Genomic DNA, 21,628 nt, shown 5'->3' on the forward strand with positions numbered 1-21,628 from the left:
AACGGAAGCGTTCACTGTCTCGGCAACGGTAGTGAGTCCCCGTCAGTGAACGCAAGCGTTCACTGAAGCTGCCGCTGCCGGGCTGCCCGCGGAATCGCCCGGCCGGGTCTGCCCGGTCCGGCACCGATCGGTTCCGATGTGTCATGTTCCGCCCGGACGTCCTGAATCCGCCTCGACGTCCCGGCCCGTCCCGATGGAGAAAAGCTGATGGTTACCTCGCACTCGGGGGCCGCCGCTCGGCCGCCGATGGCGTCGCTGCGCCGCCGCGGGCCCGTACTGGAACGCGCGATCCTCGATGCCGCCCTGGAACAGCTGAGCACGGTGGGCTGGAACGGGCTGACCATGGAGGGCGTTGCCGCCGGGGCCCAGACAGGGAAGGCCGCGGTCTACCGGCGATGGCCCTCGAAGGAGGATCTGGTGGTCGACGCGTTGCAGGCGGCACTGCCGCCGCTGGCCGAGGCGCCCGACTTCGGCAGCGTGCGCGAAGATCTCTACCACCTCTGCCGGAGGCTGCGCGACGCCATGTTCTCGAAGCCCGGATGCGCGCTGCGCTCCGTACTTCACGAGTGCGACGCACACGCCGCCGAGCGGTTCCAGTCGGTGATCCTCAAAGGAGTGATCCAGCCGTCCACCGCGCTCTTCCGGGAGGTCGTCGACCGAGGAATCAGGCGGGGCGACGTCCGCTCCGACGCGACGGACGCGCTGACCCTCGAAGTGATTCCCGCGATGATGATGTACCGCAGCAAGGTGTGCGGCAGCGAATGGCCGGATGGCGAGATCGCCGAAATGATCGATCGGGTCGCGGTGCCGCTGCTCCGCTCCTCCGGCACCTGAGCGCGACGGCCGGCGGCCGGTCCGTGGACGTTCCGTCGGCGTGGCGTCACCGACGGAGAGCGGTCCGGCGCCCCGGGGTGTTCTCGGCGTCCCCGTCGGCGTAACCTGGCTGGCGCCATGCCGTACGAACCACCCACGCACACCGTCGAGCGCTCACTGCGCGCTACCACCGGTGCCAAGACCGTCGCCGGTGTCGACGAGGTCGGTCGCGGAGCGTGGGCGGGACCGGTCACCGTGTGTGCGGCCGTCACCGGCCTCCGCAAGCCTCCCGCCGGGCTCACCGACTCCAAGCTGATCAGCCCCAAGCGCCGCGCCGAACTGGCGCCGCTGCTCGAGGAATGGGTCACCGCCTTCGGTCTCGGAGACGCCTCGCCGCAGGAGATCGACGACCTGGGGATGACCGCGGCCCTGCGCCTCGCGGCTGTGCGCGCCCTCGACGCGCTGCCCGTGCGCCCCGACGCGGTGATACTCGATGGCAAGCACGACTACCTCGGAGAGCCCTGGACGGTCAGGACCGTCATCAAGGGCGACCAGTCCTGTGTCGCGGTCGCGGCCGCCTCGGTGATCGCGAAGGTCCGCAGAGACGCGAGGATGGCCGAACTGGGCGCGGAATCGGGGGAGTACACAGACTTCGCCTTCGACGCCAACGCCGGCTACCCGTCCCCCGTGCACAGGGCCGCGCTGGAGGCGCTGGGGCCCACGCCCTACCACCGCCTCTCGTGGTCCTACCTCGACGCGCTGCCCCGGTGGCAGCACCTGAAGAAGGTTCGCATTTCCGCCGAGGCGGCTGCACTGGAAAGCGGGGGCCAGCTCGGCTTCGACTTCTGATCGCGCATTTGTACCCACCCGCTGACGCTCACGGCGTCAGCGTTTGATAGACAACCACTCATGCCTCTCATCCCCGAGGAGCCTCAGATTCACGAGAGCGCCCAGGGTCCCCGCGTCACGCCGGCCGCAGGCCGCACCGCGTCGACCCCCCGTCCCGTACCCGGTCCGCGTTCCGCGGCCACGCCGCGCCCCGGTCGACCGGGCCCCGGTCCCGCACGGCCTGCGCCCCCGGCGCAGCGTCCGCACCCCACGCCCGGTCAGGCTCCTGCGGTCCGCTCGCACGAGCGTTCCACGCCGCAGATCCAGCTGATCCCGGCCTCGGCCGGCGGTGCACTCGACGCCGCCGACGAGGCGGTGGACCTGCTGCTCGACTCCGGACGCGCACCGGGCGACATCCTGGTGCTCACCACCGGTGAGCACCACCCGTGGGCGACCCACGAACTCTCCTTCGGAGAGGCCGCCTACTGGGCCCAGCACGACGCCGGCGACGACGTCTTCTTCGCCGGAGCCGCGGCCGGGGACCGGGTGAATGCCCGTCCCGTGGTGATCGTCGCGCTCAACGGTGAGGCCGATGACGCCGCCGCCCGTGCGCTGCCCCTCGCGCTGGAGCGCGCCGGAGCGCTGTTGATCGTCTGCGGTGACCCGCAGCGGATCAACACCGTCCTCGGCGTCGGCGTCGGCGTCTGACGGCACGCACGGCCGTGGTGACCCGGCTGCCCGACAGGGCGGCCGGGCCCACGCCCCGGATCAGCGGGCCGCGGTACGTCGCAGCGGCTCCACGGTGCCGCCGGCGGTGCGCAGGGGGTACGGGTCGTGGTCCGCAACCGTGTCGGCGAGCGCGGAGGGCGCGGACGTGGAACTGGGCCGACGGCCACCGCGGCCCTCGCCCAGCACCTGCCATCCGCCGTGGGTCAGCGTGATGTACGCGCCGCACCGCAGGCCGTGCAGCGTGCAGGCGTCTCGCAGACCCCACATCCAGGCCCCGTCCTCCTCCGTCCACCGCTCGTCCCCGTCGCGGCAGTAGAGCAGTACCGCCGTCCGGACGGGCGTGCGGCGGCGCAGATCGTGCGGGATGACCCGGCGCAGATTCGACAGCAGTGCGTTGCGGAACTCCCAGCCGTCCGCGGCGACGGAGCGACGGGCGAAGGACGCACTGGCCGTCAGGCGTTCCTCATGGTCGAGCACGGCGACGACAGCGGTCGCCGGGGTCGGCCGGTGCCGGGTGTGCAGTCCGCTGACGACTTCGCGGGGGCTGCGCAGCAAGGGTATGCCCGCAGCGGCCCACTCGGCCGGTTCCAGCATTCTGGCAAGGCGGTTGGCGGAGTCGGCGGACACCGACGACGCCATCGAAGTGGCTGGGGACGGAGCGAATCCGAAGGTCACGGTCCTCCCTTCGCATACGCGCCCACGATGCGGGCAGGGTTGGGTGGGGGCGCACCGCAGCACAGCCCTTCCGGGCCGCGAAGGGACCGTGCGGGGAGCGAGTCCAATTCTCCCTGGCGTATCGGCAGGCGGCAACGAGCAATTGGCGAGGCTGACGGGAATCGGCCGGAATGATACGGATATCCCTGCCCACATCGTGGACGGGTGACGCTCCCTGTCACGCCCGAACAGCGAGGACCAGCGGAAACACCCCTTCCGCCCCGGCCCGGAGCGGCAGCTGGAATGCCACGGCCGATGTCCAGCCGGTGTCCGGGAGATCGTCCACGAGCAGCACCGGACCCCTGGCCGCCGCCAACGCCCCGGCCGGCTCGCGCTCCACGACGAGCGCCTCGTGCAGAGCCCATACCCGCTGGGCGCTGTTGGCCTGCGAGATCCGCACCGCGGCTGCTCGGGGGCACCGAACCGGGAAGGCATGCACATCCTGGGCCACTTCGGGGCCCCGGCCCGTCCGAACGTGTCGGTCGGGGACGGTCGTGGCCGAGCACTCCGTTCCGGCCGTCCTCGATCGGTGTGGGGCCGGTGGACCGTTTGCGAGCCGGTTGTCACGCTGGGTGAGTTGGCTGATTGTCCTTGCCATCGGGTTCCATGGGGGCATGGACAACCTGGAGCTCCGCACCGAAGCCGACGCCATCCTTGCCGAGCTGGTCGGTGACCCCGGTGGTTCGGCCCGGCTGCGGGAGGACCAGTGGCAGGCGGTGGCGGCGTTGGTGGAGGAGCGCCGGCGTGCGCTGGTGGTGCAGCGCACCGGCTGGGGCAAGTCGGCGGTGTACTTCGTCGCCACCGCTCTGCTGCGTCGGCGTGGCGCGGGCCCGACGGTGATCATCTCGCCGCTGCTGGCGCTGATGCGCAACCAGGTCGAGTCGGCGGCGCGGGCCGGCATCCAGGCGCGCACCATCAACTCGGCCAACCCGGAGGAGTGGGACGCCATCTACGGGGAGGTCGAGCGCGGCGAGACCGACGTTCTCCTCGTAAGTCCCGAACGCCTTAATTCTGTTGATTTCCGCGAGCAGGTGCTGCCCAAGCTCGCGACCACGACCGGCCTGCTGGTGGTCGACGAGGCGCACTGCATCTCCGACTGGGGCCACGACTTCCGCCCCGACTACCGCCGGCTGCGGGCGATGCTCGCCGAGCTCGCTCCCGGTGTGCCGGTGCTGGCCACCACCGCGACCGCCAACGCGCGGGTCACCGCGGACGTGGCCGAGCAACTGGGTACCGGTGCCGGCGAGGCCCTGGTTCTGCGCGGCCCGCTGGAAAGGGAAAGCCTGCGCCTGGGTGTGGTCCAGCTGCCGGACGCCGCGCACCGCCTGGCCTGGCTCGCCGAGCACCTGGATGAGCTGTCGGGCTCCGGGATCATCTACGCCCTCACCGTCGCGGCGGCCGAGGAGGCCACCGCCTTCCTGCGGCAGCGCGGCTTCACAGTGGCCTCCTACACGGGGCGCACGGAGAACGCCGACAGGCTGCAGGCCGAGGTCGACCTGCAGGAGAACCGGGTCAAGGCGCTGGTCGCGACGTCGGCTCTGGGCATGGGCTTCGACAAGCCGGACCTGGGCTTCGTGGTTCATCTCGGCTCGCCGTCCTCGCCGATCGCGTACTACCAGCAGGTGGGCCGGGCAGGACGCGGGGTGGACCACGCCGATGTGCTGTTGCTGCCCGGCAAGGAGGACGAGGCGATCTGGCGCTACTTCGCCGATACTGCCTTCCCGCCCGAGGCGCAGGTTCGTCAGACCCTCTCGGCTCTCGCCGATGCGGGACGGCCGCTGTCGGTGCCGGCCCTGGAGGCGGCGGTGGATCTTCGGCGTACCCGGCTGGAGACAATGCTGAAGGTGCTTGACGTGGACGGGGCGGTCAAGCGGGTGAAGGGTGGCTGGACGAGCACGGGGCAGCCCTGGGTGTACGACACGGAGCGGTACACGTGGGTGGCCCAGCAGCGGACGGCCGAGCAACAGGCCATGCGCGAATACGTGAGCACGTCCGGGTGCCGGATGGAGTTCCTGCGTCAGCAGCTGGACGACGAGGGGGCGACCCCGTGCGGCCGCTGCGACAACTGCGCGGGCGCCTGGATCGACTTCTCGGTTTCTGCTGAGGCGCTGACGGGGGCGGCGAAGGAACTGGATCGCCCGGGTGTCGAGGTCGAGCCGCGCCGCATGTGGCCGACGGGGATGCCCGCCCTGGGCATCGACCTCAAGGGTCGAATTCCGGCCGGCGAGCAGTGCTCCACCGGGCGCGCCCTGGGCCGACTCTCGGACATCGGCTGGGGCAACCGCCTGCGCCCGCTGCTGGCGGAGAACGCGCCCGACGGGCCGGTCCCGGACGATGTTCTGCGGGCCGTGGTGGCCGTCCTTGCCGACTGGGCGCGCTCTCGGGATGGCTGGGCGTCCCATGCCGCGGAAGCCTCGGCGCGGCCGGTGGGAGTCGTCGCGCTGCCATCCCTGAGCCGTCCGCAGCTGGTCGGCTCCCTCGCCGAGGGAATCGCGACCATCGGCCGGCTCCCCTTCCTGGGAGCCCTGACGTACACCGGGCCGAGCGGTGCGCACGCGGTGCGTCGCAGCAACTCGGCCCAACGTCTCAGAACGCTTTCCGGCTCCTTCGCCGTCTCCGGAGAGCTGGCCGGTGCCCTGGCCGGCACTCCTGGACCCGTGCTGCTCGTGGACGACTACACGGACTCCGGCTGGACTCTCGCAGTTGCTGCCCGCCTGCTCCGCCAGGCAGGCAGCGAACAGGTGCTTCCCATGGTCCTCGCAGCAGCAGGTTGAGCCTTCACGGTTCTGTGAACGCTTCTTGTTTCGATGGTCCGTCGGTGATGGCGTGCCGAGGCCGAGCGTGTACCGGTCGGCAGCGGGTCACTGGGCTCGGGCTCGGCACGCGTGAGAGAGGGCGTGGGGGGTGTCAGCCGTCCTTGGCTTGCCGGTCGGGCTGTCGCGCCGCCCACAGGCCGCGCACGTGGCCGATGTGGCGGGTCATGACCTCGCGCACGGCCTTCTCGTCGCGGGCGATCAGGGCGTCGAGGAGTTCGAGGTGCTCCTCGGCCGAGGCAAGCAGGCGGCCCGCCTCGACGAGGGCGGTGAGGCCGTACAGGCGGGCGCGTTTGCGGAGGTCGCCGACGACCGCGACCAGGTGGGCGTTGCCCGCGAGGGCGAGCAGGCTCAGATGGAAGCGTGTGTCGGCCTCGACGTAGGCGACGAGGTCGCCGGCTGTCGCGGCGGTGACGATCTCGCGGGCGGTCGGGCGTAGTGCCTCCAGCGAGACCAGGTCGGCGGTCCGGGCCAGGGCCACCACGGTGGGGATCTCGATGAGGGCGCGGATGTGGGTGTATTCGTCGAGCTGCTGGTCGGAGACCGCGGTGACCCGGAAGCCCTTGTTGGGGACGGTGTCGACCAGGCCCTCTTTGGCCAGGTCCAGCATGGCCTCGCGTACCGGGGTCGCCGAGACGCCGAAGCGGGCGGCGAGTGTCGGCGCGGAGTACACCTCGCCGGGGAGCAGTTCACCGGCGATCAGCGCTGCCCGCAGTGCGTCGGCGACCCGCTCGCGGTAGCTGCTCTTCTTGCCGCCGAGTGTGGGCAGGGCAGGAGCTGGGGAGGGCGAGCGGCTGGGCTGGGCGGCGGCCATGGTGGAGACTCCTCGTGCAGGCGGGGGTGTGGACAACGCAGTCCGCAAGCTTGAGGCGGCATATGCAATGTCACGCACCACCAGTATCTATGCAGCGGAGAGGATCGCTGCGGTCCGGGCCGGGTGCAGAAGTCCAGGGTTGCCCTGTCCTGTGTGCGCATGACGAGGGCAGCGAGCTCGCTCCCGGCCGGCTCCACCCGTCCGGGCCGCGGCGTGCCGGGCGGCGGGCCGGACGGGTCGCGCCGCGCTGCGCCCTCAGGCGGGAGGCGGCACGGGCGCGGTCGACGGTGGCGAGTACGTCGCGGTGCCCGACCGTGCGGGTATCGGGGAGGAATCTCGTCGGGGTGGGCGGGGCTGTGGACAACGACGGGGGTCATGGTGCCCTTCAGGAGCCCGCGGGGACGAGCCTGGGGCCGGCGGCGGTCGCGGAGCCGGGCTGCCGGGATTCAGAGGATGAATCCGGCAGGGAAGGGGTCGGTGGGGTCGAGCAGGTACTGGGCGGTGCCAGTGATCCAGGCGCGGCCGGTGAAGCTGGGAAGCACGGCGGGGATGCCCGCGACCTCGGTGGTGCCGAGGAGGCGGCCGGTGAACCTGGTCCCGATGAAGGACTCGTTCACGAACTCGGTGTTCAGGGGGAGTTCGCCGCGCGCATGCAGTTGGGCCATGCGCGCGCTGGTGCCGGTGCCGCAGGGTGAGCGGTCGAACCAGCCCGGGTGGATCGCCATTGCGTGCCGGGAGTGGCGGACGGTGGAGCCGGGAGCGACCAGGTGGACGTGATGACAGCCGCGGATGGACGGGTCCTCGGGGTGGACGGGTTCCTCCTCGGTGTTGATCGCCTCCATGAGGGACAGGCCGGCCTCGAGGATGTCGTCCTTGCGGAGGCGGTCGAAGGGCAGCCCGAACTCCTCCAGCGGCAGGATGGCGTAGAAGTTGCCGCCATATGCGAGGTCGTATGTCACCGTCCGCCCGTCGGCGAGGGTGATTTTGCGGTCGAGAGCGACGGAAAAGGACGGCACGTTCTTGAGGGTGACGTTGATTGCCTTCCCGTCCTCCACTGCGACCTCGGCGACGACGAGGCCGGCCGGGGTGTCGAGCCTGATCGTGGTGACCGGCTCGACGACCTCGACCATGCCGGTCTCGACGAGCACGGTCGCCACGCCGATCGTGCCGTGCCCGCACATCGGCAGATAGCCGGAGACCTCGATGTAGACGACACCCCAGTCGCAGTCGGCGCGGGTGGGCGGCTGGAGGATGGCGCCGCTCATCGCGGAGTGGCCACGCGGTTCGTTCATCAGGAACTGCTTGATGTCGTCGCGGTGCTCACGGAAGTACAGCCGCCGCTCGTTCATGGTCGCGCCGGGAATGGCTCCGATCCCGCCGGTGATCACGCGGGTCGGCATGCCCTCGGTGTGCGAGTCGACGGCGTGCAGGACGAGTTTGCTGCGCATGGCCGGAGCGTCTCCCTTGTGTCGGTGCTGCTGCGGTGAATGGCGTTGCGGGGGAACCGTGGGTGAGCCGGGGGGCGACGAGGCCGTGAGGGGCGCCGCGCGGCCACCTGGTTGTGGGGCCGTCCGCACACGGCCCGGGGCGCCGACCACGGTGACGGCCGGCGCGCGGTTCAGGCGAGACCGTCTGCGACGGCCTTCTCGGTGGCCGCGCGGATGGCGTGCTCCTGCTCAGGCAGCAGCGGGACGCGCGGCGGGCGGCAGGCGCCACCGTGGCGGCCGACGATGTCCATGGACAGCTTGATGGCCTGCACGAATTCGACCTGGGAGTCCCAGCGCAGCAGCGAGTGCAACTGTTCGTACAGCTTCCTGGCGGTGGCCAGGTCCCCGCCGACCGCCGCGTGGTACAGCCCGACGGTGGCGGTCGGCAGGGCATTCGGGTAGCCGGCCACCCAGCCCTTGGCGCCTGCGATCGCGAGCTCCAGCAGCACGTCGTCGGCGCCGACCAACAGGTCGAGTTCGGGGGCCAGTTCGGCGATCCGATAGGCGCGGCGGACGTCGCCGGAGAACTCCTTGACCCCGTGGATGTATCCCTCGCCGTGCAGCTTCGCCAGCAGTTCGGGCACGAGGTCGACCTTGGTGTCGATCGGGTTGTTGTACGCCACGATCGGCACGCCCGCCTCGGCGACCTCGGCGTAGTGGGCGATGACCGAACGCGTGTCGGCGCGGTAGGCGTTGGGCGGGAGCAGCATCACGGACTCACAGCCGGCGTCCCGGGCCTGCTCGGCCCAGCGGCGGGCCTCGGCGGAGCCGTAGGCGGCGACGCCGGGCATGACGCGCGCGCCACCGATGGTGGCCACGGCGGTTTCGACGACCTTGGCGCGCTCCTCGGGGGTGAGTACCTGGTATTCGCCGAGCGAGCCGTTCGGTACGACGCCGTCGCAGCCTTTCTCGACCAGCCAGGCGCAGTGCTCGGCGTACTTGTCGTAGTCGACGGAGAGATCGTCGTTCAGCGGGAGCGCGGTGGCGACGAGGACACCGTGCCAGGGGCGGCGGTGGGGCGTGATGGTCATCAGAACTCCTCCGGATAGCGTGTGACATGTCACTGATCGTCGAGCCGGCGCCGAAGAGAGCGGCAGTGGAGCCTCGCGGCTCCCACTCCGTCCTCAGGCGCCTCACGTCTGTCGTGGCACCGAGGTCTTCGGGATTTCGGCTTCCCCGGCCCGCGCGAGCACGCCGAGCGGTACCGGTCGGGCGAACGGCCTAGGTGAAGTCGTCTCCGGGCAGCCGGCGAGCCCGGCGACCGCGGACCCGCACATTCGCCCCTGGCACCAGCCCATCCCGGCCCGGGTCAGCAGCTTGACGGTCCGCACGTCACCGGCGCCCAGCTCGGTCATGGCCTGCCGGATCGCACCGCCGGTGACCTCCTCGCAACGGCACACCACCGTGTCGTCGGTGATCTGCTCGGTCCAGTGCGCGGGCGGCGCGTAGGCGTCGTCGATCGCGGCGAAGAACCTCCGCAGCGCCGCACGGGTCCTGGCGGCCCCCGCCCAGACGCGCGGGTCCGGCTCGGCGCCGGTCAGTCGCGCGGCGACCGACCGTCCGGCGATGTGCCCCTCGGCGAGGGAGAGGGCCGCGCCGCCGATGCCGGTGGCCTCACCCGCCGCCCACACACCCGGCACGTCCGTGCGCTGCTCGTGGTCCACGTGCACCGCGACGCCGTTCGTGCGGCAGCCCAGGCCGTGGGCGAGATCGGTGTGCGGGAGCATGCCGTGTCCGACGGCCAGGGTGTCGCAGGCGATGCGCCGCCGGGTGCCCGGCCGTACCCGGCCTTCGGCGTCGAGCGCGGCGACGGTCACGGCCTGAAGCCGATCGTCGCCGTGCGCCTGGACCACGGTGTGGTGGACCAGGGTGCGCACCCGGTGCCGCAGCAGCCGAGCCGCGTACTGGGCGCCCTCGGCGAGCTTGGCGGGCTGGGCGGCCAAGGCCCGGGACCGCCGTACGAAGGCCCTGGGGCGGGCGGACTCCACCAGTGCCGCCACGTGAGCGCCCGCCGCCGCGAGCCCGGTCGCGACGGGTAGCAGCAGTGGTCCGGTTCCGGCGACGACGGCCGTACGGCCGGCCAGTACGAGCCCGCCCTTGAGCATGGCCTGCGCGCCGCCCGCGGTGACGACACCGGGGAGGGTCCAGCCGGGGAAGGGCAGCACCTTCTCGTAGCCACCGGTCGCCAGCAGTACCGCGTCCGCGCGCACCTCGGCGGGTCTCTCCTGCTCCGGGCCGAGCAGTGCGTGCACGGTGAAGCCCTCCGGTCGCCGCTCCACGAACCACACGTGATGGTCCCGGAAGTGAGCCACGTGCCCGGCCGTGATGTGCCGGTCGAGCCCGTCGCGCAGCCGCTCCCAGACACGCCACTGATGGTGCAGAGCCTCGGGGCGCCGCGCCCCGAGCCCGGCGGCGGGCTGTCGGTAGAACTGACCACCTGCCTCGGGCGCCGAGTCGATCAGTGTGACGCGCACGCCGTGCCGGGCGGCGGCCAGGGTGGCGGCGAGGCCCGCAGGGCCCGCGCCGATCACGGCGAGATGGGGGCGCTCAGTCATCGTGGCCCGTCCCCTCCTGCGTACGGATCACATCGCCCGGGCGGACCGGGACCAGACAAGCCCTTTGGCCGGGGCGGTCGTTGATGGTGATCAGGCAGTCGAAGCAGACACCGATCCCGCAGAAGACCCCGCGACGCCGGCCCTCGCCCCGCGTGGTGCGCCACGCGGTCACTCCCACCGTCCACAACGTGGCCGCGACGGTCTGGCCGGGCAGCGCCTCGATCTCCTGGCCGTCGAAGGTGACGGTGAATGCGGGGCCCGGGCGGGCCTGGGCCAGCTGCAGGGGATTCACGAAACTTCCTCCGACGAGGGTGAGGGCGAGGGAAAGCGGTCGGGACGGAACGGCGCGAGGTCCAGGTCCGGCGCCTTGTCGCTCAGTACCCGCGCGATGAGGTGCCCGGTGCCGGTGGCGAGTCCGATGCCTGCGCCCTCGTGCCCGCAGGCGTGGAAGAGGCCGGGTACGCGTGGATCGGGGCCGATCGCGGGCAGGTGGTCCGGCATGTACGGGCGGAAGCCCAGGTACGCGCGCATGGCCCGCACGTCCGACAGGAACGGGAACAGCCGGGTCGCGCCCGCCGCCAGGGCCCGTACGACCGGTACCGAGAAGGAGCGGTCGAAGCCGACCCGCTCGCGGCTCGCGCCGATCAGTACCGGCCCCGCCGCTGTTCCCTCCACGACCGGCGAGGTCTGCAGGGCCGCCGAGTCGCTGGCCACGTCGGCCACGTAGTCGGCGGCGTACACCTTGTGCCGTACAAGGCGGGGCAGCGGCTCGGTGACCAGTACGAAGCCGCGCCGGGGGAGGACGGGAAGGTGTACGCCCGCGAGTGCGGCCAGTTCGGCGCCCCAGGTCCCGGCCGCGTTCACGACGGCCGGTGCGTGGATCTCGCCCCGGTCGGTGCGTACTCCGCGTACAGCACCGTCGGCGCCGCGCAGCACCTCGGTCACGGTCACGCCGGTTTCGAGGCGAGCAGTCGAGGCCCGCACGAGATGCGCGGCGGCGAGTGCGGGCATCACCTGAGCGTCCTGCGGATAGAACACGCCGCCGGCCATGCCGGGTGCCAGGTGTGGCTCCACCTCGTGGAGTTGATCGGGCCGGACGGTGTTCGCCTCGACGCCGGCGGCGCGCTGCCCCACCGCGAACGTGTCCAGAGCCGACAGGCCGTCCGCCGAGGAGGCGACAACAAGACCACCTTTGGGCTCGTACTCGAAAGCGGACCCGAGCCCCGGCTCCTCGGCCAGCTCGGCCCACAACCGGCCTGACAGCAGGGCTAGTTCGAGTTCCGGGCCCGGCTCCTTGTCCGATACCAGAAGGTTGCCCTCGCCTGTGCCGGTCGTACCGCCGGCCACGGGACCGCGGTCCACCACGGTGACATCCAGGCCCGCACGGGACGCGTACAGGGCGCACGCCGCACCCACCATTCCCGCCCCGACGACTAAGACATCGCAGGTCAGTCGCTTGCTCACATCAGTAATATGTCACATGCTCCCGTTCGGGGGAACACCCGACGACACAAAGAAGAGGTGCCCGCCGTGGCCAAGGGGCGAAAGAACGGCCCCTGCAGGGGAGTCTCCGACGAGCTGTCCGCCCTGATGACAAGAGGCTGGGCCGACACCGAACAGCGCGATCTCCCAACCTCCGGACGGGCCCCGCGGAGCTGCCGAAGAAGAACGGTCGGATGCTGTCGGGGCGTGCCGGGCATGTGACCGTGGGCCGGATGTCGTGGCTGCTCAACGGATCGGCGTCGGAGGCTGATCGGCGGCGTGGCGCGGTCCGTGCCGGCGTCATCACGCATCTGGATGCCGAAGCCATGCGCGCTGCGCGGTCTGCGTTGGACATGCCCCTATGCAATCCGGTGGCTGTGACAAACCGCGAACGGCCCCGCGCCCCTGTGGACAACTTATCCACAGGGGGTCGCGGAATTTTTCCGCTCGCGGGACGGTCGTGCCATGAACAAGCACCACGAATCCACCGGGCCGGCCGACGAGCAGCAGATCACTCTGCGCGGGCCTGCCGAACTCGCCGACGCCCTCCCGTATCTCATGGGGTTCTATCCGAACGACAGCGTGGTCATGGTCGCCCTGCACGGCGGCCGCGGACGCTTCGGTGGGCGGCTCAGGCTCGGAATTCCGCAGTCGCCGCAAGAATGGCCGTCCACCGCCGACCAGCTGGCCGAGTGTCTGGTCAAGGGGAGCGAACGGCGTGGGGAGCGTCCTGAGGCGATCGTCATCTTTCTCTGCCAGGACCCCGGCGACGGGGAGTCCCCCGGCCAGGTGATGGAGCGGCTGCGGCCACTGGCCCAGCGTCTGCGCACGGCCTGTGGCGCTCTCGACGTACCCGTACTCGAAGCGCTCTGCATCTCCGCCCGCCGGTACTGGTCCTATTGCTGCCCCGACGCGCGCTGCTGTCCGGCGGAGGGGAGCGCCTTGTCCCTGCCCGGCACCTCGGTCATGGCGGCCGCCGCCACCTATGCGGGCATTCAAGTAAGGGGATCCCTGCGGGAGATGGAAGCCAGGCTCGCGCCACTGCAGACCCCGGCCGTGGCGGAGCAGCCGCAGGCTCTGGACTCGGCGGGCGCCGCCCTCGTGCCGAGGATCCTCGACGAGGAGGGACGCAAGGAGGTGGCGCGCGAGACACTGGGGCTCGCCCGAGCGCTGATGAAACGTCTCCGGGAGGCACCCGCGACCGCGCCCTCCGCGGCAGACAGCCGGGACGACTCCCTGATCAGCCATGAAGAGGCCGCCGCGGTGATCCTCGGCCTCCAGGACCGGGGGACCCGGGACAAGGCCGCCGCCTGGATGGAGGGGCCGGAAGCAGAATTGGCATTGCGGCTGTGGCGGGCGCTCGCGCGTCGGTGCGTCGGTGCGTACGGGGAGCATGCCGCGGCGCCGCTCACCCTGGCGGGCTGGGTCTCCTGGTCCACCGGCGACGAACCGGGTGCACGGGTCGCGCTGGGCCTGGCCCTGCGGGCGGACCCCGACTACACCTTTGCTCAACTTCTCCATCAGGCGTGCAACGAAGGGCTCGACCCGGAAACGCTGCGCCGGTGTCTGCGCGGGGAGCGCGGCGAGCGAAAGGGCCGGGGTCGCCGGCGCGTCGAGCGGAGCATCCGGCACCGCGCGGTACGTCCGCCGGCTGTGCGTCGGAAGTCCGCGCAGTCCGTCCGGTCCCGTCCCGGCTCGGCTGTTGCCCGACGGCGTGTCCGGGGTTCGCGGGCGCACGGCCGGGGCGGGTCCAGGAGCGGTCGATGACGTGGTGACCCGTCGGTGCGCACCCGCGTTCACGGGGGACCCGGCACGGAGCACTCCGGTGAGAGGTCCCGGCAGGTGGAGCCGATTCTGAGCGTGGGGGCCCAGCGGCCCGGAGTGCTGTCGATCCCCTGGATGGGCCCCGAGGACACGCGACCGGCGGCTGGACCGCAGTGGCGCCGCGTACTCGCCGCCACGCCCCGGGCGTGACTCTGCCCGCGGAGCGGCGCCGGACGCGAGGAGAGGGACAACCGGAGCGAGGGGGACTCGAGCCGGGGCGGATGAAGAGCATGACGAAGGGAGTGTTTATCGTCAGGCAGACGACTATGATCACGGCATGCCGCCCTACGACCCGTCGACCTTCCCGCCCTTCGCTGTCACCGTCGACCTCGTTGTGCTCACCGTGCGCCGTCACGCGCTCTGTGCACTGGTGGTTCGCCGTGGTGAGGAGCCGTTCCAGGGCCGGTGGGCGCTCCCCGGCGGTTTCGTCAAGGCTGATGAGGATCTCGGAGCCGCGGCAGCGCGCGAGCTTGTCGAGGAAACCGGGCTGTGCGCACACGACCCGGCGGCCCCGTCGGTCGGCAACGGCGCCCATCTCGAACAGCTCGCCACCTATGGCGATCCCAAGCGGGACCCGAGGATGCGGGTCGTCAGCGTCGCCCATCTCGCGCTGGCCCCCGACCTGCCCGCCCCCCGTGCGGGCGGCGATGCGAACAGTGCGCGCTGGGCGCCGGTCGACGGGCTGCTCGGACCGGAGGGCGGCTTCGGTCGCGAGGGTGAACTGCAGGCCCCGCTGGCGTTCGACCATGCGCAGATCCTCGCCGACGGCGTCGAGCGTGCCCGATCCAAGATCGAGTACTCCTCGCTGGCCACCGCCTTCTGCCCGCCGGCATTCACGGTGGGTGAGCTCCGCCGGGTGTACGAAGCGGTATGGGGGGTGGTTCTGGACCCGCGGAACTTCCACCGCAAGGTGACGGGCACGCCCGGATTCCTCGTGCCGGCCGGTGGGACCACCACGCGCCAGGGAGGGCGCCCGGCCCAGCTCTTCCGGGCCGGTTCGGCCACGGTACTCAATCCGCCGATGCTGAGGCCCGAAGTCTGATCCGCGGAACACCCACCAGTCCGATGCTGCACCAAAAGTCGGAAATGTCGCGTTATCTTGCTGCGGTACGCACCCTGCCGCCGAGCGGTCTCACCTTCCGCGAGAGAAGCGATGCTCCAGGCCATCGGACTCACCAGCGCCCCCTACCGCGGCCTTCCTCCCGCCGTGGACGACCTCACCTTCGATGCCAGGCCAGGCGCCGTCACCGCACTCCTCGGTGCTTCCGGCTCCGGCAAGACCACGGCCCTTCGCCTGATGCTCGACATCGAACCGGGGCGGGGGATCACCTACTTCCGCGGCAGACCGCTGCACCGCATCCCGCATCCGGCTCGCGAAGTGGGTGTGCTGCTCGGGGACGTGCCCGGTCATCCGGCCCGTACCGCCCGTGGTCAACTCCGTATGCTCTGCGCCGCCGCGGGGGTACCAGCCTCCCGGGCCGACGAGCTTCTCGAGACCGTCGGGCTCAACGGGCTGGGGGACCAGCGCATCCGCACGATGTCGGTCGGCATGGACCGTCGGCTCGGCCTCGCGTCGGCACTGCTCGGCGACCCCCATGCGCTGATCCTCGACGACCCCGGAGAGGGGCTCTCGCCGCGCGAGAAGAGCTGGCTGCACGGGCTGTTGCGTGCCCATGCCGCCCAAGGCGGCACGGTTCTGTACACCACCCGTGACCCCAAGGAGGCGGCGCGTGCGGCCGACCATGTGGTCACCATCGACGCCGGGCGGCTCGTCGCCGACCAGGGCAACGCCGACTTCTCCCGCACCCGGTTGCGCTGCCGCGTAGCGGTCCGCAGCCCGCAGGCTGCCCGGCTGGCCGCGGTCGTCAGCCGCGAGGCGCGTGAGGCGCAGCGCTCCGTCGAGGTCGTCACCGAAGCGGGCAGCCGGCTCTCGGTCTACGGGAGCACGTGCGCGGAGATCGGTGACGCGGCATTCCGCCACGGCGTACCCGTTCATCAACTCGCCGACGAGGTCGGTGACACCGGCCCGCTGGCAGCGGACCCCGCCGGGCCGGAGGCTGCACCTGCTGCGGAATCGTCCGCAAGCGATCCGGAGGACGCATCGCGGCTTGTACCACTCGCGACCTCCGATCCCGATCCGGAACCGGAACTTCCGCCCGAGATCCGGCGACGCCCGGCCCGTGGCCCGCTCCGGCCGGTGCGTTATGAACTGCGCCGCCTCTTCGGCATCAGAACGACGACGTTGATCATGGCCGCTGTCCTGGTCGCCTCCGTCGGTCTCTCCGTCCTGCTCGCCCGGACCGGCCATGCACGGGTTCCCCGCGTGCTCGCCGGCTGGCCGTCCCTGCTGCCGCTGCCGCCCGCCGCACTCGGCGCCGGGCTGATCGGGGCGCTCTCGTTCGGTGACGAGTTCCGCTATCCCGCGCTCGCCGCGGGCCGCGGCACCGTTCCGCGCCGCCTCGGCCTGCTGGTGGCCAAGCTGCTCGTCTCGGCGGGCGTCGCGCTGCTGCTCGCGACGCTGGCCGTACTCGCATCGGAGGAGGCCCTCCATCTCGTGTACGGACGCGACTTGTTCCGGGCTCCGGCGAATGCGACCTCTCTTGCGGCGAGTTGGGCGGGCCTCACTATGGGCTGTGCCTGGGCGGGTCTGCTGGCCGCCGGGATCTTCAGGGTCACGGCCGCCGGAGTCGCCGCGGTGCTCGCCGTTCCCGTGCTCGTCGTCCCGCTCGTCGAGAAGGTGCCGGCGGAGTCGACCGCTCGTTCGATGCTCGGACTTCCGGCCAGACTCCGCGAACTGGCTTGGGTGCAGTGGCCCGACGTGGTGGATCGGTTGGTGATGGCGGTCGTGCGCCTCGTCGTGAACCCGGTGGGGGCGGCGCTGTCGCTGTCGCTCTCGGTCCTGATCTGCGCGTATGTGTTCACCAGCCTTCGCGGCAGGGTCCGTTGGTGATCGCGGATCATGGTGGTCGTGCCGTAGGGCCACGAGTCCCCAGAGGTGCCCGGTTTGTATAGATAAGACGTCAATTGGGGGGCTGGCGCCGATCACCCTTTCGTGTGCTTTTCACCAAAGACCTCAAGGGCCGACTGGGCCGCGCCGACAAAGGATGCGTGAGTACCCTTGCGCACACCATGATGACCGCCGCCCGCTCCGTCGACACCGGCCTCGCCGGCTCGGGTGAACTCGACCGCTACCCCTACACGGAGGCGCCGGCCGGCGAGCGTGCCGCCGTTCGTTCCTGGGACGGCACCGATGCCGAGCTCGGCCGGGTGAGCCGACGGGGCTCGGCCAGCCGGGGCCGAGGCCTCCATGGCCAACTCGTTCAGCAGCTCGGTCAGATGATCGTCTCCGGCGACCTGGGTGCGGACCGTCCGCTCGTGCCGGAGGAGATCGGCCAGCGTTTCGAGGTCTCCCGCACGGTCGTCCGCGAGTCGCTGCGCGTTCTTGAAGCCAAAGGCCTGGTCAGTGCCCGGCCGAATGTGGGTACCCGGGTCCGCCCGGTCAGTGACTGGAATCTGCTGGATCCCGACATCATCGAATGGCGGGCCTTCGGACCGCAGCGCGAGGATCAGCGCCGCGAGCTGGGGGAGCTCCGCTGGACGATCGAACCGCTCGCTGCGCGTTTGGCCGCCGGCCACGGCCGTGAGGACATCCAGCAGCGCCTCGGTGACATGGTCGAGATCATGGGGCACGCGGTCGCCCAGGGTGACGGGACCACGTGCTCGCGGGCCGATGCGGAGTTCCACTCACTGCTCATCCAGGCCGCCGGCAATCGCATGCTTGAACATCTCTCCGGAATTGTTTCCGCTGCCCTGCAGGTCTCGGGTGGCCCGATCACGGCCTGCGACCGCCCCAATGATGTATCCCTCGGTCACCATGCCCGGATCGTCGAGGCTCTCGCGAGCGGCGACGCGACAGGGTCCGAGGCGGCCATGCGTCAACTTCTCGTCGTCCACCCGGACGTGGAGCGCGTGGTTCCCGCGCCGCGCGAGCACTGAGCGCGACGCGGCCAGGGTGTACGGACCACGTGTCGCCGGGCCCTTGCGGTCCGGCGGCACAATTGTGGAGAGATGTCGTTCCTGGTCATGTTCGTCGCAAATGAGGTGTGACTCGGGCCACGCGGATTGGGCGTAACACTCCTCGAGACAGTGCGATGACCTAAGAGGTGACCGCAGCGGAAGGAATACAGCAGCCATGAGGCGCGCTGTGCAGTTCTGAGGCGAAGCCCGCGCCGTCGGTACATTCCCAGCCCGACGGTCGTCGGTCCAGCCCCCTTCAGGGCCGGGCCGGAAGCCGTTTCCATCGTTCCGAGAGGTTGTTCGTGTCGGCCAGCACATCCCGTACGCTCCCGCCGGAGATCGCCGAGTCAGAGTCTGTGATGGCGCTCATCGAGCGGGGAAAGGCTGATGGGCAGATCGCCGGCGATGACGTGCGTCGGGCCTTCGAGGCTGACCAGATTCCGCCAACCCAGTGGAAGAATGTTCTGCGCAGCCTCAACCAGATCCTCGAGGAAGAGGGTGTGACGCTGATGGTCAGTGCCGCGGAGTCGCCTAAGCGCGCCCGCAAGAGCGTCGCAGCGAAGAGCCCGGTCAAGCGCACCGCCACCAAGACCGTCGCGGCCAAGACGACCGTGACGAGGACCGTCGCGGCCACCGCCGCCCCGTCGGCCGAGACCGTGGACGTGGTGGCCGACGACGCTGCCGCGGCCAGCCCTGCGAAGAAGGCGGCAGCCAAGAAGACGGTTGCCAAGAAGACCGCCGTGAAGAAGACGGCGGCCAAGAAGACTGCAACGAAGAAGTCCGGCAAGAAGGACGCCGACGAGCTGCTCGACGGCGACGAGGCGGCCGAGGAAGTACAGGTCGGCAAGGGCGACGAAGAGGAGGGCGAGGGCGAGAACAAGGGCTTCGTCCTCTCCGACGACGACGAGGACGACGCGCCCGCGCAGCAGGTCGCCGTCGCCGGTGCCACTGCCGACCCGGTCAAGGACTACCTGAAGCAGATCGGCAAGGTTCCCCTCCTCAACGCCGAGCAGGAGGTCGAGCTCGCCAAGCGCATCGAGGCGGGTCTGTTCGCCGAGGACAAGCTGGCGAACTCCGACAAGCTCGCGCCGAAGCTCAAGCGTGAGCTGGAGATCATCGCCGAGGACGGCCGCCGCGCCAAGAACCACCTGCTGGAGGCCAACCTCCGTCTCGTGGTCTCCCTCGCCAAGCGCTACACCGGTCGAGGCATGCTCTTCCTGGACCTGATCCAGGAGGGCAACCTCGGTCTGATCCGCGCGGTCGAGAAGTTCGACTACACCAAGGGCTACAAGTTCTCCACGTATGCCACCTGGTGGATCCGTCAGGCGATCACCCGCGCCATGGCCGACCAGGCCCGCACCATCCGTATCCCGGTGCACATGGTCGAGGTCATCAACAAGCTTGCGCGCGTGCAGCGCCAGATGCTCCAGGACCTGGGCCGGGAGCCCACCCCGGAGGAGCTGGCCAAGGAGCTCGACATGACCCCCGAGAAGGTCATCGAGGTCCAGAAGTACGGCCGTGAGCCGATCTCCCTCCACACCCCGCTGGGCGAGGACGGGGACAGCGAGTTCGGTGATCTGATCGAGGACTCCGAGGCGGTCGTGCCGGCCGACGCGGTCAGCTTCACGCTCCTCCAGGAGCAGCTGCACTCGGTGCTCGACACCCTCTCCGAGCGTGAGGCGGGTGTGGTGTCGATGCGCTTCGGCCTCACCGACGGCCAGCCGAAGACCCTCGACGAAATCGGCAAGGTCTACGGCGTGACGCGCGAGCGCATCCGTCAGATCGAGTCGAAGACCATGTCGAAGCTGCGTCACCCGTCGCGTTCGCAGGTGCTGCGCGACTACCTCGACTAGGTCGCAGGAGTACACAGACCGAGGGCCCGGTTCCGAGAGGAGCCGGGCCCTCGGTCCGTGTGCGGGTGCGGCCGCCTGCGGGCTGGATGACTCTGAGTGGGCATGATCCATCACAGAGTCAGGAGTGCGCATGTCCCGTACTGTCGTCCGCGCCGTGACCGGGGTGCTTGCCCTTGCCGCCACCGTGGTCTCGATACCGCTCGGACCCCCGGTTCCGGCGGCGGCGGACAGCATTGTCATCGGTGGGCAGCCCGCCCATGTCAAGGACAGTCCGTGGGTCGTGGCCCTGTCCAGCCGTGACCGTTTCGGGGGTACCCGCGCGGGCCAATTCTGCGGTGCCGTGATGGTGGCGCCGACGAAGGCGCTGACGGCCGCGCACTGCCTGACTCCGGAGGCGCTCGGCGCCGACGCGAGCCAGATGAGCGATCTGCGGATCATCGCCGGACGGGACAAGCTGACCGGGACCGGAGGCCGTGAGATCGCCGTGAAGGGGACGTGGACCAACCCGGGGTACGACCCCACGACCAACGTCGGTGATCTGGCGGTGCTCACGCTGGCCGACGCGCTCCCCGACCGGAGCGTGATTCCGATGGCCACGACGGATGACCAGGGTTACGAGCCAGGTGCCCGGGCGGTGGTCTATGGATGGGGGGACGTCACGGGAAGCGGCGACTACGCGACGTCACTGCGATCCGCCCAGGTGAGCGTACTGCCGGACCGTACGTGCGAGCTGGCCTACCCGGGAGGGGCGGACGGCACGTACGACGCCTCGTCGATGCTCTGCGCCGGTGAATCGCAGGGCGGGCACGACGCGTGCCAGGGCGACAGCGGAGGCCCGCTGGTGGCTCAGGGGCGGCTCATCGGGCTGGTCTCCTGGGGGCACGGCTGCGGGGCCGCGGGCAGTCCTGGTGTCTACACGAGGATCGCCGCCGCCATCGAGTGGATGGCAGGCAGTGACTGAGCGAAACCGCTCCGTAGGTACGAGAACGGGCGGCTTCCCCTTCTGGAAGGGGAAGCCGCCCGTCGGCCGCTCAGGAACCGGCCCTCGGCTCGTCGTGGATGTGAGGTATCAGTGTTGTTCCTCTTCGGCGGCCTGGGCCTGTACGGCCGTCAGCCGATCCGTCTCATCCTGTATTTCCGCGGCGATCTTCTTGAGTTCCGGCTCGAACTTGCGCCCGTGGTGGGCACAGAAGAGCAGTTCACCGCCGCTGATCAGGACGACGCGCAGATAGGCCTGGGCGCCGCAACGGTCACAGCGGTCTGCTGCGGTCAGCGGGCTCGCGGGGGTCAGAACAGTAGTCACGTCGCCTCTTCTCTAGCTCGACGAGCTGTCGTACCAGGGTCAACATCCAACCAGGCCGAAAACGTTCCCGCTCGTGGCTTTTCTTCGAAACTTCTTCTCAAAATGGCTGTCTGTTGCCGGTTGGCGGCGAATGTGCCGTTGCGGAGCGCTACGGTTTCGCGTTGCTTGTCTTGGTCGGTCCCTCCGGCCGGCTTGCCGGTTTGTTCATGAGGACGTGCCCGGAGCCTAAATGGTTCATGCCTCGAAGGGAACGTGATGTGCGCGTCACTCGATCGAGGGATCGAACGCGTATGCGAGGCTGGACTACTGTAAGCATTCCCCGAGGGTGGCGTTACAACCGCTCTACCAGGCCTCGGTAGGCTCTCAGCGGCTACCGAAGCCGAGCCCGCCACCCAC

Annotated in this window: 18 protein-coding genes and 1 pseudogene; 10 read left to right on the forward strand and 9 right to left on the reverse strand. The window is 70.5% G+C overall.

The window, feature by feature from the left end:
* Window positions 1–207: 207 nt before the first annotated feature.
* From LRD69_RS24920 to LRD69_RS24930, 3 genes are all read left to right on the forward strand, one after another.
* On the forward strand, window positions 208–834 hold the full coding sequence (locus LRD69_RS24920; RefSeq protein WP_277328769.1) for a TetR/AcrR family transcriptional regulator: 627 nt from the start codon (window positions 208–210) through the stop codon (window positions 832–834).
* A 117-nt stretch (window positions 835–951) separates the two neighbouring features.
* Window positions 952–1,662 carry a ribonuclease HII gene (locus LRD69_RS24925; protein ID WP_277328770.1) on the forward strand — a complete coding sequence of 237 codons (711 nt, stop codon included), beginning with the start codon at window positions 952–954 and terminating at the stop codon, window positions 1,660–1,662.
* 60 nt (window positions 1,663–1,722) lie between these two features.
* Complete coding sequence (locus LRD69_RS24930; RefSeq protein ID WP_277328771.1) at window positions 1,723–2,349, forward strand: hypothetical protein; 627 nt, start codon at window positions 1,723–1,725, stop codon at window positions 2,347–2,349.
* Window positions 2,350–2,409: 60 nt separating this feature from the next.
* Here LRD69_RS24930 and LRD69_RS24935 read toward each other — a convergent pair whose 3' ends face one another.
* Entirely contained in the window at window positions 2,410–3,045 is a 636-nt protein-coding gene (locus LRD69_RS24935) for a hypothetical protein (protein WP_277328772.1), read from the reverse strand.
* Between the two features lie 217 nt (window positions 3,046–3,262).
* A pseudogene (locus LRD69_RS24940) lies at window positions 3,263–3,484 on the reverse strand (recombinase RecQ); the annotation flags it as partial.
* Between the two features lie 214 nt (window positions 3,485–3,698).
* Here LRD69_RS24940 and LRD69_RS24945 point away from each other — a divergent pair.
* The gene (locus LRD69_RS24945) at window positions 3,699–5,858 is read left to right on the forward strand and encodes a RecQ family ATP-dependent DNA helicase (protein ID WP_277328773.1); all 2,160 of its coding nucleotides are present in this window, start codon (window positions 3,699–3,701) and stop codon (window positions 5,856–5,858) included.
* A gap of 133 nt (window positions 5,859–5,991) precedes the next feature.
* Here LRD69_RS24945 and LRD69_RS24950 read toward each other — a convergent pair whose 3' ends face one another.
* The 6 genes from LRD69_RS24950 to LRD69_RS24975 all read right to left on the reverse strand — a co-directional run bounded on the left by LRD69_RS24950 (window position 5,992) and on the right by LRD69_RS24975 (window position 12,217).
* The gene (locus LRD69_RS24950; protein WP_277328774.1) at window positions 5,992–6,711 is read right to left on the reverse strand and encodes a GntR family transcriptional regulator; all 720 of its coding nucleotides are present in this window, start codon (window positions 6,709–6,711) and stop codon (window positions 5,992–5,994) included.
* A gap of 446 nt (window positions 6,712–7,157) precedes the next feature.
* Complete coding sequence (locus tag LRD69_RS24955) at window positions 7,158–8,159, reverse strand: proline racemase family protein (RefSeq protein ID WP_277328775.1); 1,002 nt, start codon at window positions 8,157–8,159, stop codon at window positions 7,158–7,160.
* Window positions 8,160–8,329: 170 nt separating this feature from the next.
* Window positions 8,330–9,229 (reverse strand): dihydrodipicolinate synthase family protein, encoded by a 900-nt coding sequence (locus LRD69_RS24960; protein WP_277328776.1) that lies wholly within the window; start codon window positions 9,227–9,229, stop codon window positions 8,330–8,332.
* 102 nt (window positions 9,230–9,331) lie between these two features.
* Window positions 9,332–10,753, reverse strand: coding sequence for an NAD(P)/FAD-dependent oxidoreductase (locus LRD69_RS24965; RefSeq protein ID WP_277328777.1), 1,422 nt, complete (start codon window positions 10,751–10,753; stop codon window positions 9,332–9,334).
* Complete coding sequence (locus LRD69_RS24970; RefSeq protein WP_277328778.1) at window positions 10,746–11,045, reverse strand: (2Fe-2S)-binding protein; 300 nt, start codon at window positions 11,043–11,045, stop codon at window positions 10,746–10,748. Before LRD69_RS24970 ends, LRD69_RS24965 begins: the two co-directional genes overlap by 8 nt.
* Window positions 11,042–12,217 carry an FAD-binding oxidoreductase gene (locus LRD69_RS24975; RefSeq protein ID WP_277328779.1) on the reverse strand — a complete coding sequence of 392 codons (1,176 nt, stop codon included), beginning with the start codon at window positions 12,215–12,217 and terminating at the stop codon, window positions 11,042–11,044. The genes LRD69_RS24970 and LRD69_RS24975 overlap by 4 nt, the downstream gene beginning before the upstream one ends.
* A gap of 483 nt (window positions 12,218–12,700) precedes the next feature.
* On the opposite strand from LRD69_RS24975, the gene LRD69_RS24980 reads away from it, so the two are divergent.
* The 6 genes from LRD69_RS24980 to LRD69_RS25005 all read left to right on the forward strand — a co-directional run bounded on the left by LRD69_RS24980 (window position 12,701) and on the right by LRD69_RS25005 (window position 20,890).
* Window positions 12,701–14,002, forward strand: coding sequence for a DUF4192 domain-containing protein (locus LRD69_RS24980; protein WP_277328780.1), 1,302 nt, complete (start codon window positions 12,701–12,703; stop codon window positions 14,000–14,002).
* 334 nt (window positions 14,003–14,336) lie between these two features.
* Window positions 14,337–15,101 carry an NUDIX domain-containing protein gene (locus tag LRD69_RS24985; RefSeq protein ID WP_277328781.1) on the forward strand — a complete coding sequence of 255 codons (765 nt, stop codon included), beginning with the start codon at window positions 14,337–14,339 and terminating at the stop codon, window positions 15,099–15,101.
* A 111-nt stretch (window positions 15,102–15,212) separates the two neighbouring features.
* A complete protein-coding gene (locus LRD69_RS24990; RefSeq protein ID WP_277328782.1) occupies window positions 15,213–17,009 on the forward strand; it encodes an ATP-binding cassette domain-containing protein in 1,797 nt (598 codons plus the stop codon).
* A gap of 179 nt (window positions 17,010–17,188) precedes the next feature.
* Complete coding sequence (locus LRD69_RS24995; RefSeq protein ID WP_277329868.1) at window positions 17,189–18,055, forward strand: FadR/GntR family transcriptional regulator; 867 nt, start codon at window positions 17,189–17,191, stop codon at window positions 18,053–18,055.
* Window positions 18,056–18,378: 323 nt separating this feature from the next.
* On the forward strand, window positions 18,379–19,929 hold the full coding sequence (locus tag LRD69_RS25000) for an RNA polymerase sigma factor (protein ID WP_277328783.1): 1,551 nt from the start codon (window positions 18,379–18,381) through the stop codon (window positions 19,927–19,929).
* 130 nt (window positions 19,930–20,059) lie between these two features.
* A complete protein-coding gene (locus tag LRD69_RS25005) occupies window positions 20,060–20,890 on the forward strand; it encodes a serine protease (protein WP_277328784.1) in 831 nt (276 codons plus the stop codon).
* A gap of 108 nt (window positions 20,891–20,998) precedes the next feature.
* On the opposite strand, the gene LRD69_RS25010 is transcribed toward LRD69_RS25005, so the two are convergent.
* Window positions 20,999–21,232: a hypothetical protein gene (locus tag LRD69_RS25010; protein WP_024489001.1), complete on the reverse strand. Its 234-nt coding sequence runs from the start codon at window positions 21,230–21,232 to the stop codon at window positions 20,999–21,001.
* Between the last annotated feature and the right edge of the window lie 396 nt (window positions 21,233–21,628).

It is taken from the genome of Streptomyces sp. JH14, from assembly GCF_029428675.1.
GTDB lineage: Bacteria > Actinomycetota > Actinomycetes > Streptomycetales > Streptomycetaceae > Streptomyces.

Coding starts and splice junctions, on each gene's coding strand:
- LRD69_RS24920 (WP_277328769.1), top strand. CDS start 208: ATGGTTACCTCGCACTCGGGGGCCGCCGCTCGGCCGCCGATGGCGTCG.
- LRD69_RS24925 (WP_277328770.1), top strand. CDS start 952: ATGCCGTACGAACCACCCACGCACACCGTCGAGCGCTCACTGCGCGCT.
- LRD69_RS24930 (WP_277328771.1), top strand. CDS start 1,723: ATGCCTCTCATCCCCGAGGAGCCTCAGATTCACGAGAGCGCCCAGGGT.
- LRD69_RS24945 (WP_277328773.1), top strand. CDS start 3,699: ATGGACAACCTGGAGCTCCGCACCGAAGCCGACGCCATCCTTGCCGAG.
- LRD69_RS24950 (WP_277328774.1), bottom strand. CDS start 6,711: ATGGCCGCCGCCCAGCCCAGCCGCTCGCCCTCCCCAGCTCCTGCCCTG.
- LRD69_RS24955 (WP_277328775.1), bottom strand. CDS start 8,159: ATGCGCAGCAAACTCGTCCTGCACGCCGTCGACTCGCACACCGAGGGC.
- LRD69_RS24960 (WP_277328776.1), bottom strand. CDS start 9,229: ATGACCATCACGCCCCACCGCCGCCCCTGGCACGGTGTCCTCGTCGCC.
- LRD69_RS24965 (WP_277328777.1), bottom strand. CDS start 10,753: ATGACTGAGCGCCCCCATCTCGCCGTGATCGGCGCGGGCCCTGCGGGC.
- LRD69_RS24980 (WP_277328780.1), top strand. CDS start 12,701: ATGAACAAGCACCACGAATCCACCGGGCCGGCCGACGAGCAGCAGATC.
- LRD69_RS24985 (WP_277328781.1), top strand. CDS start 14,337: ATGCCGCCCTACGACCCGTCGACCTTCCCGCCCTTCGCTGTCACCGTC.
- LRD69_RS24990 (WP_277328782.1), top strand. CDS start 15,213: ATGCTCCAGGCCATCGGACTCACCAGCGCCCCCTACCGCGGCCTTCCT.
- LRD69_RS24995 (WP_277329868.1), top strand. CDS start 17,189: ATGATGACCGCCGCCCGCTCCGTCGACACCGGCCTCGCCGGCTCGGGT.
- LRD69_RS25005 (WP_277328784.1), top strand. CDS start 20,060: ATGTCCCGTACTGTCGTCCGCGCCGTGACCGGGGTGCTTGCCCTTGCC.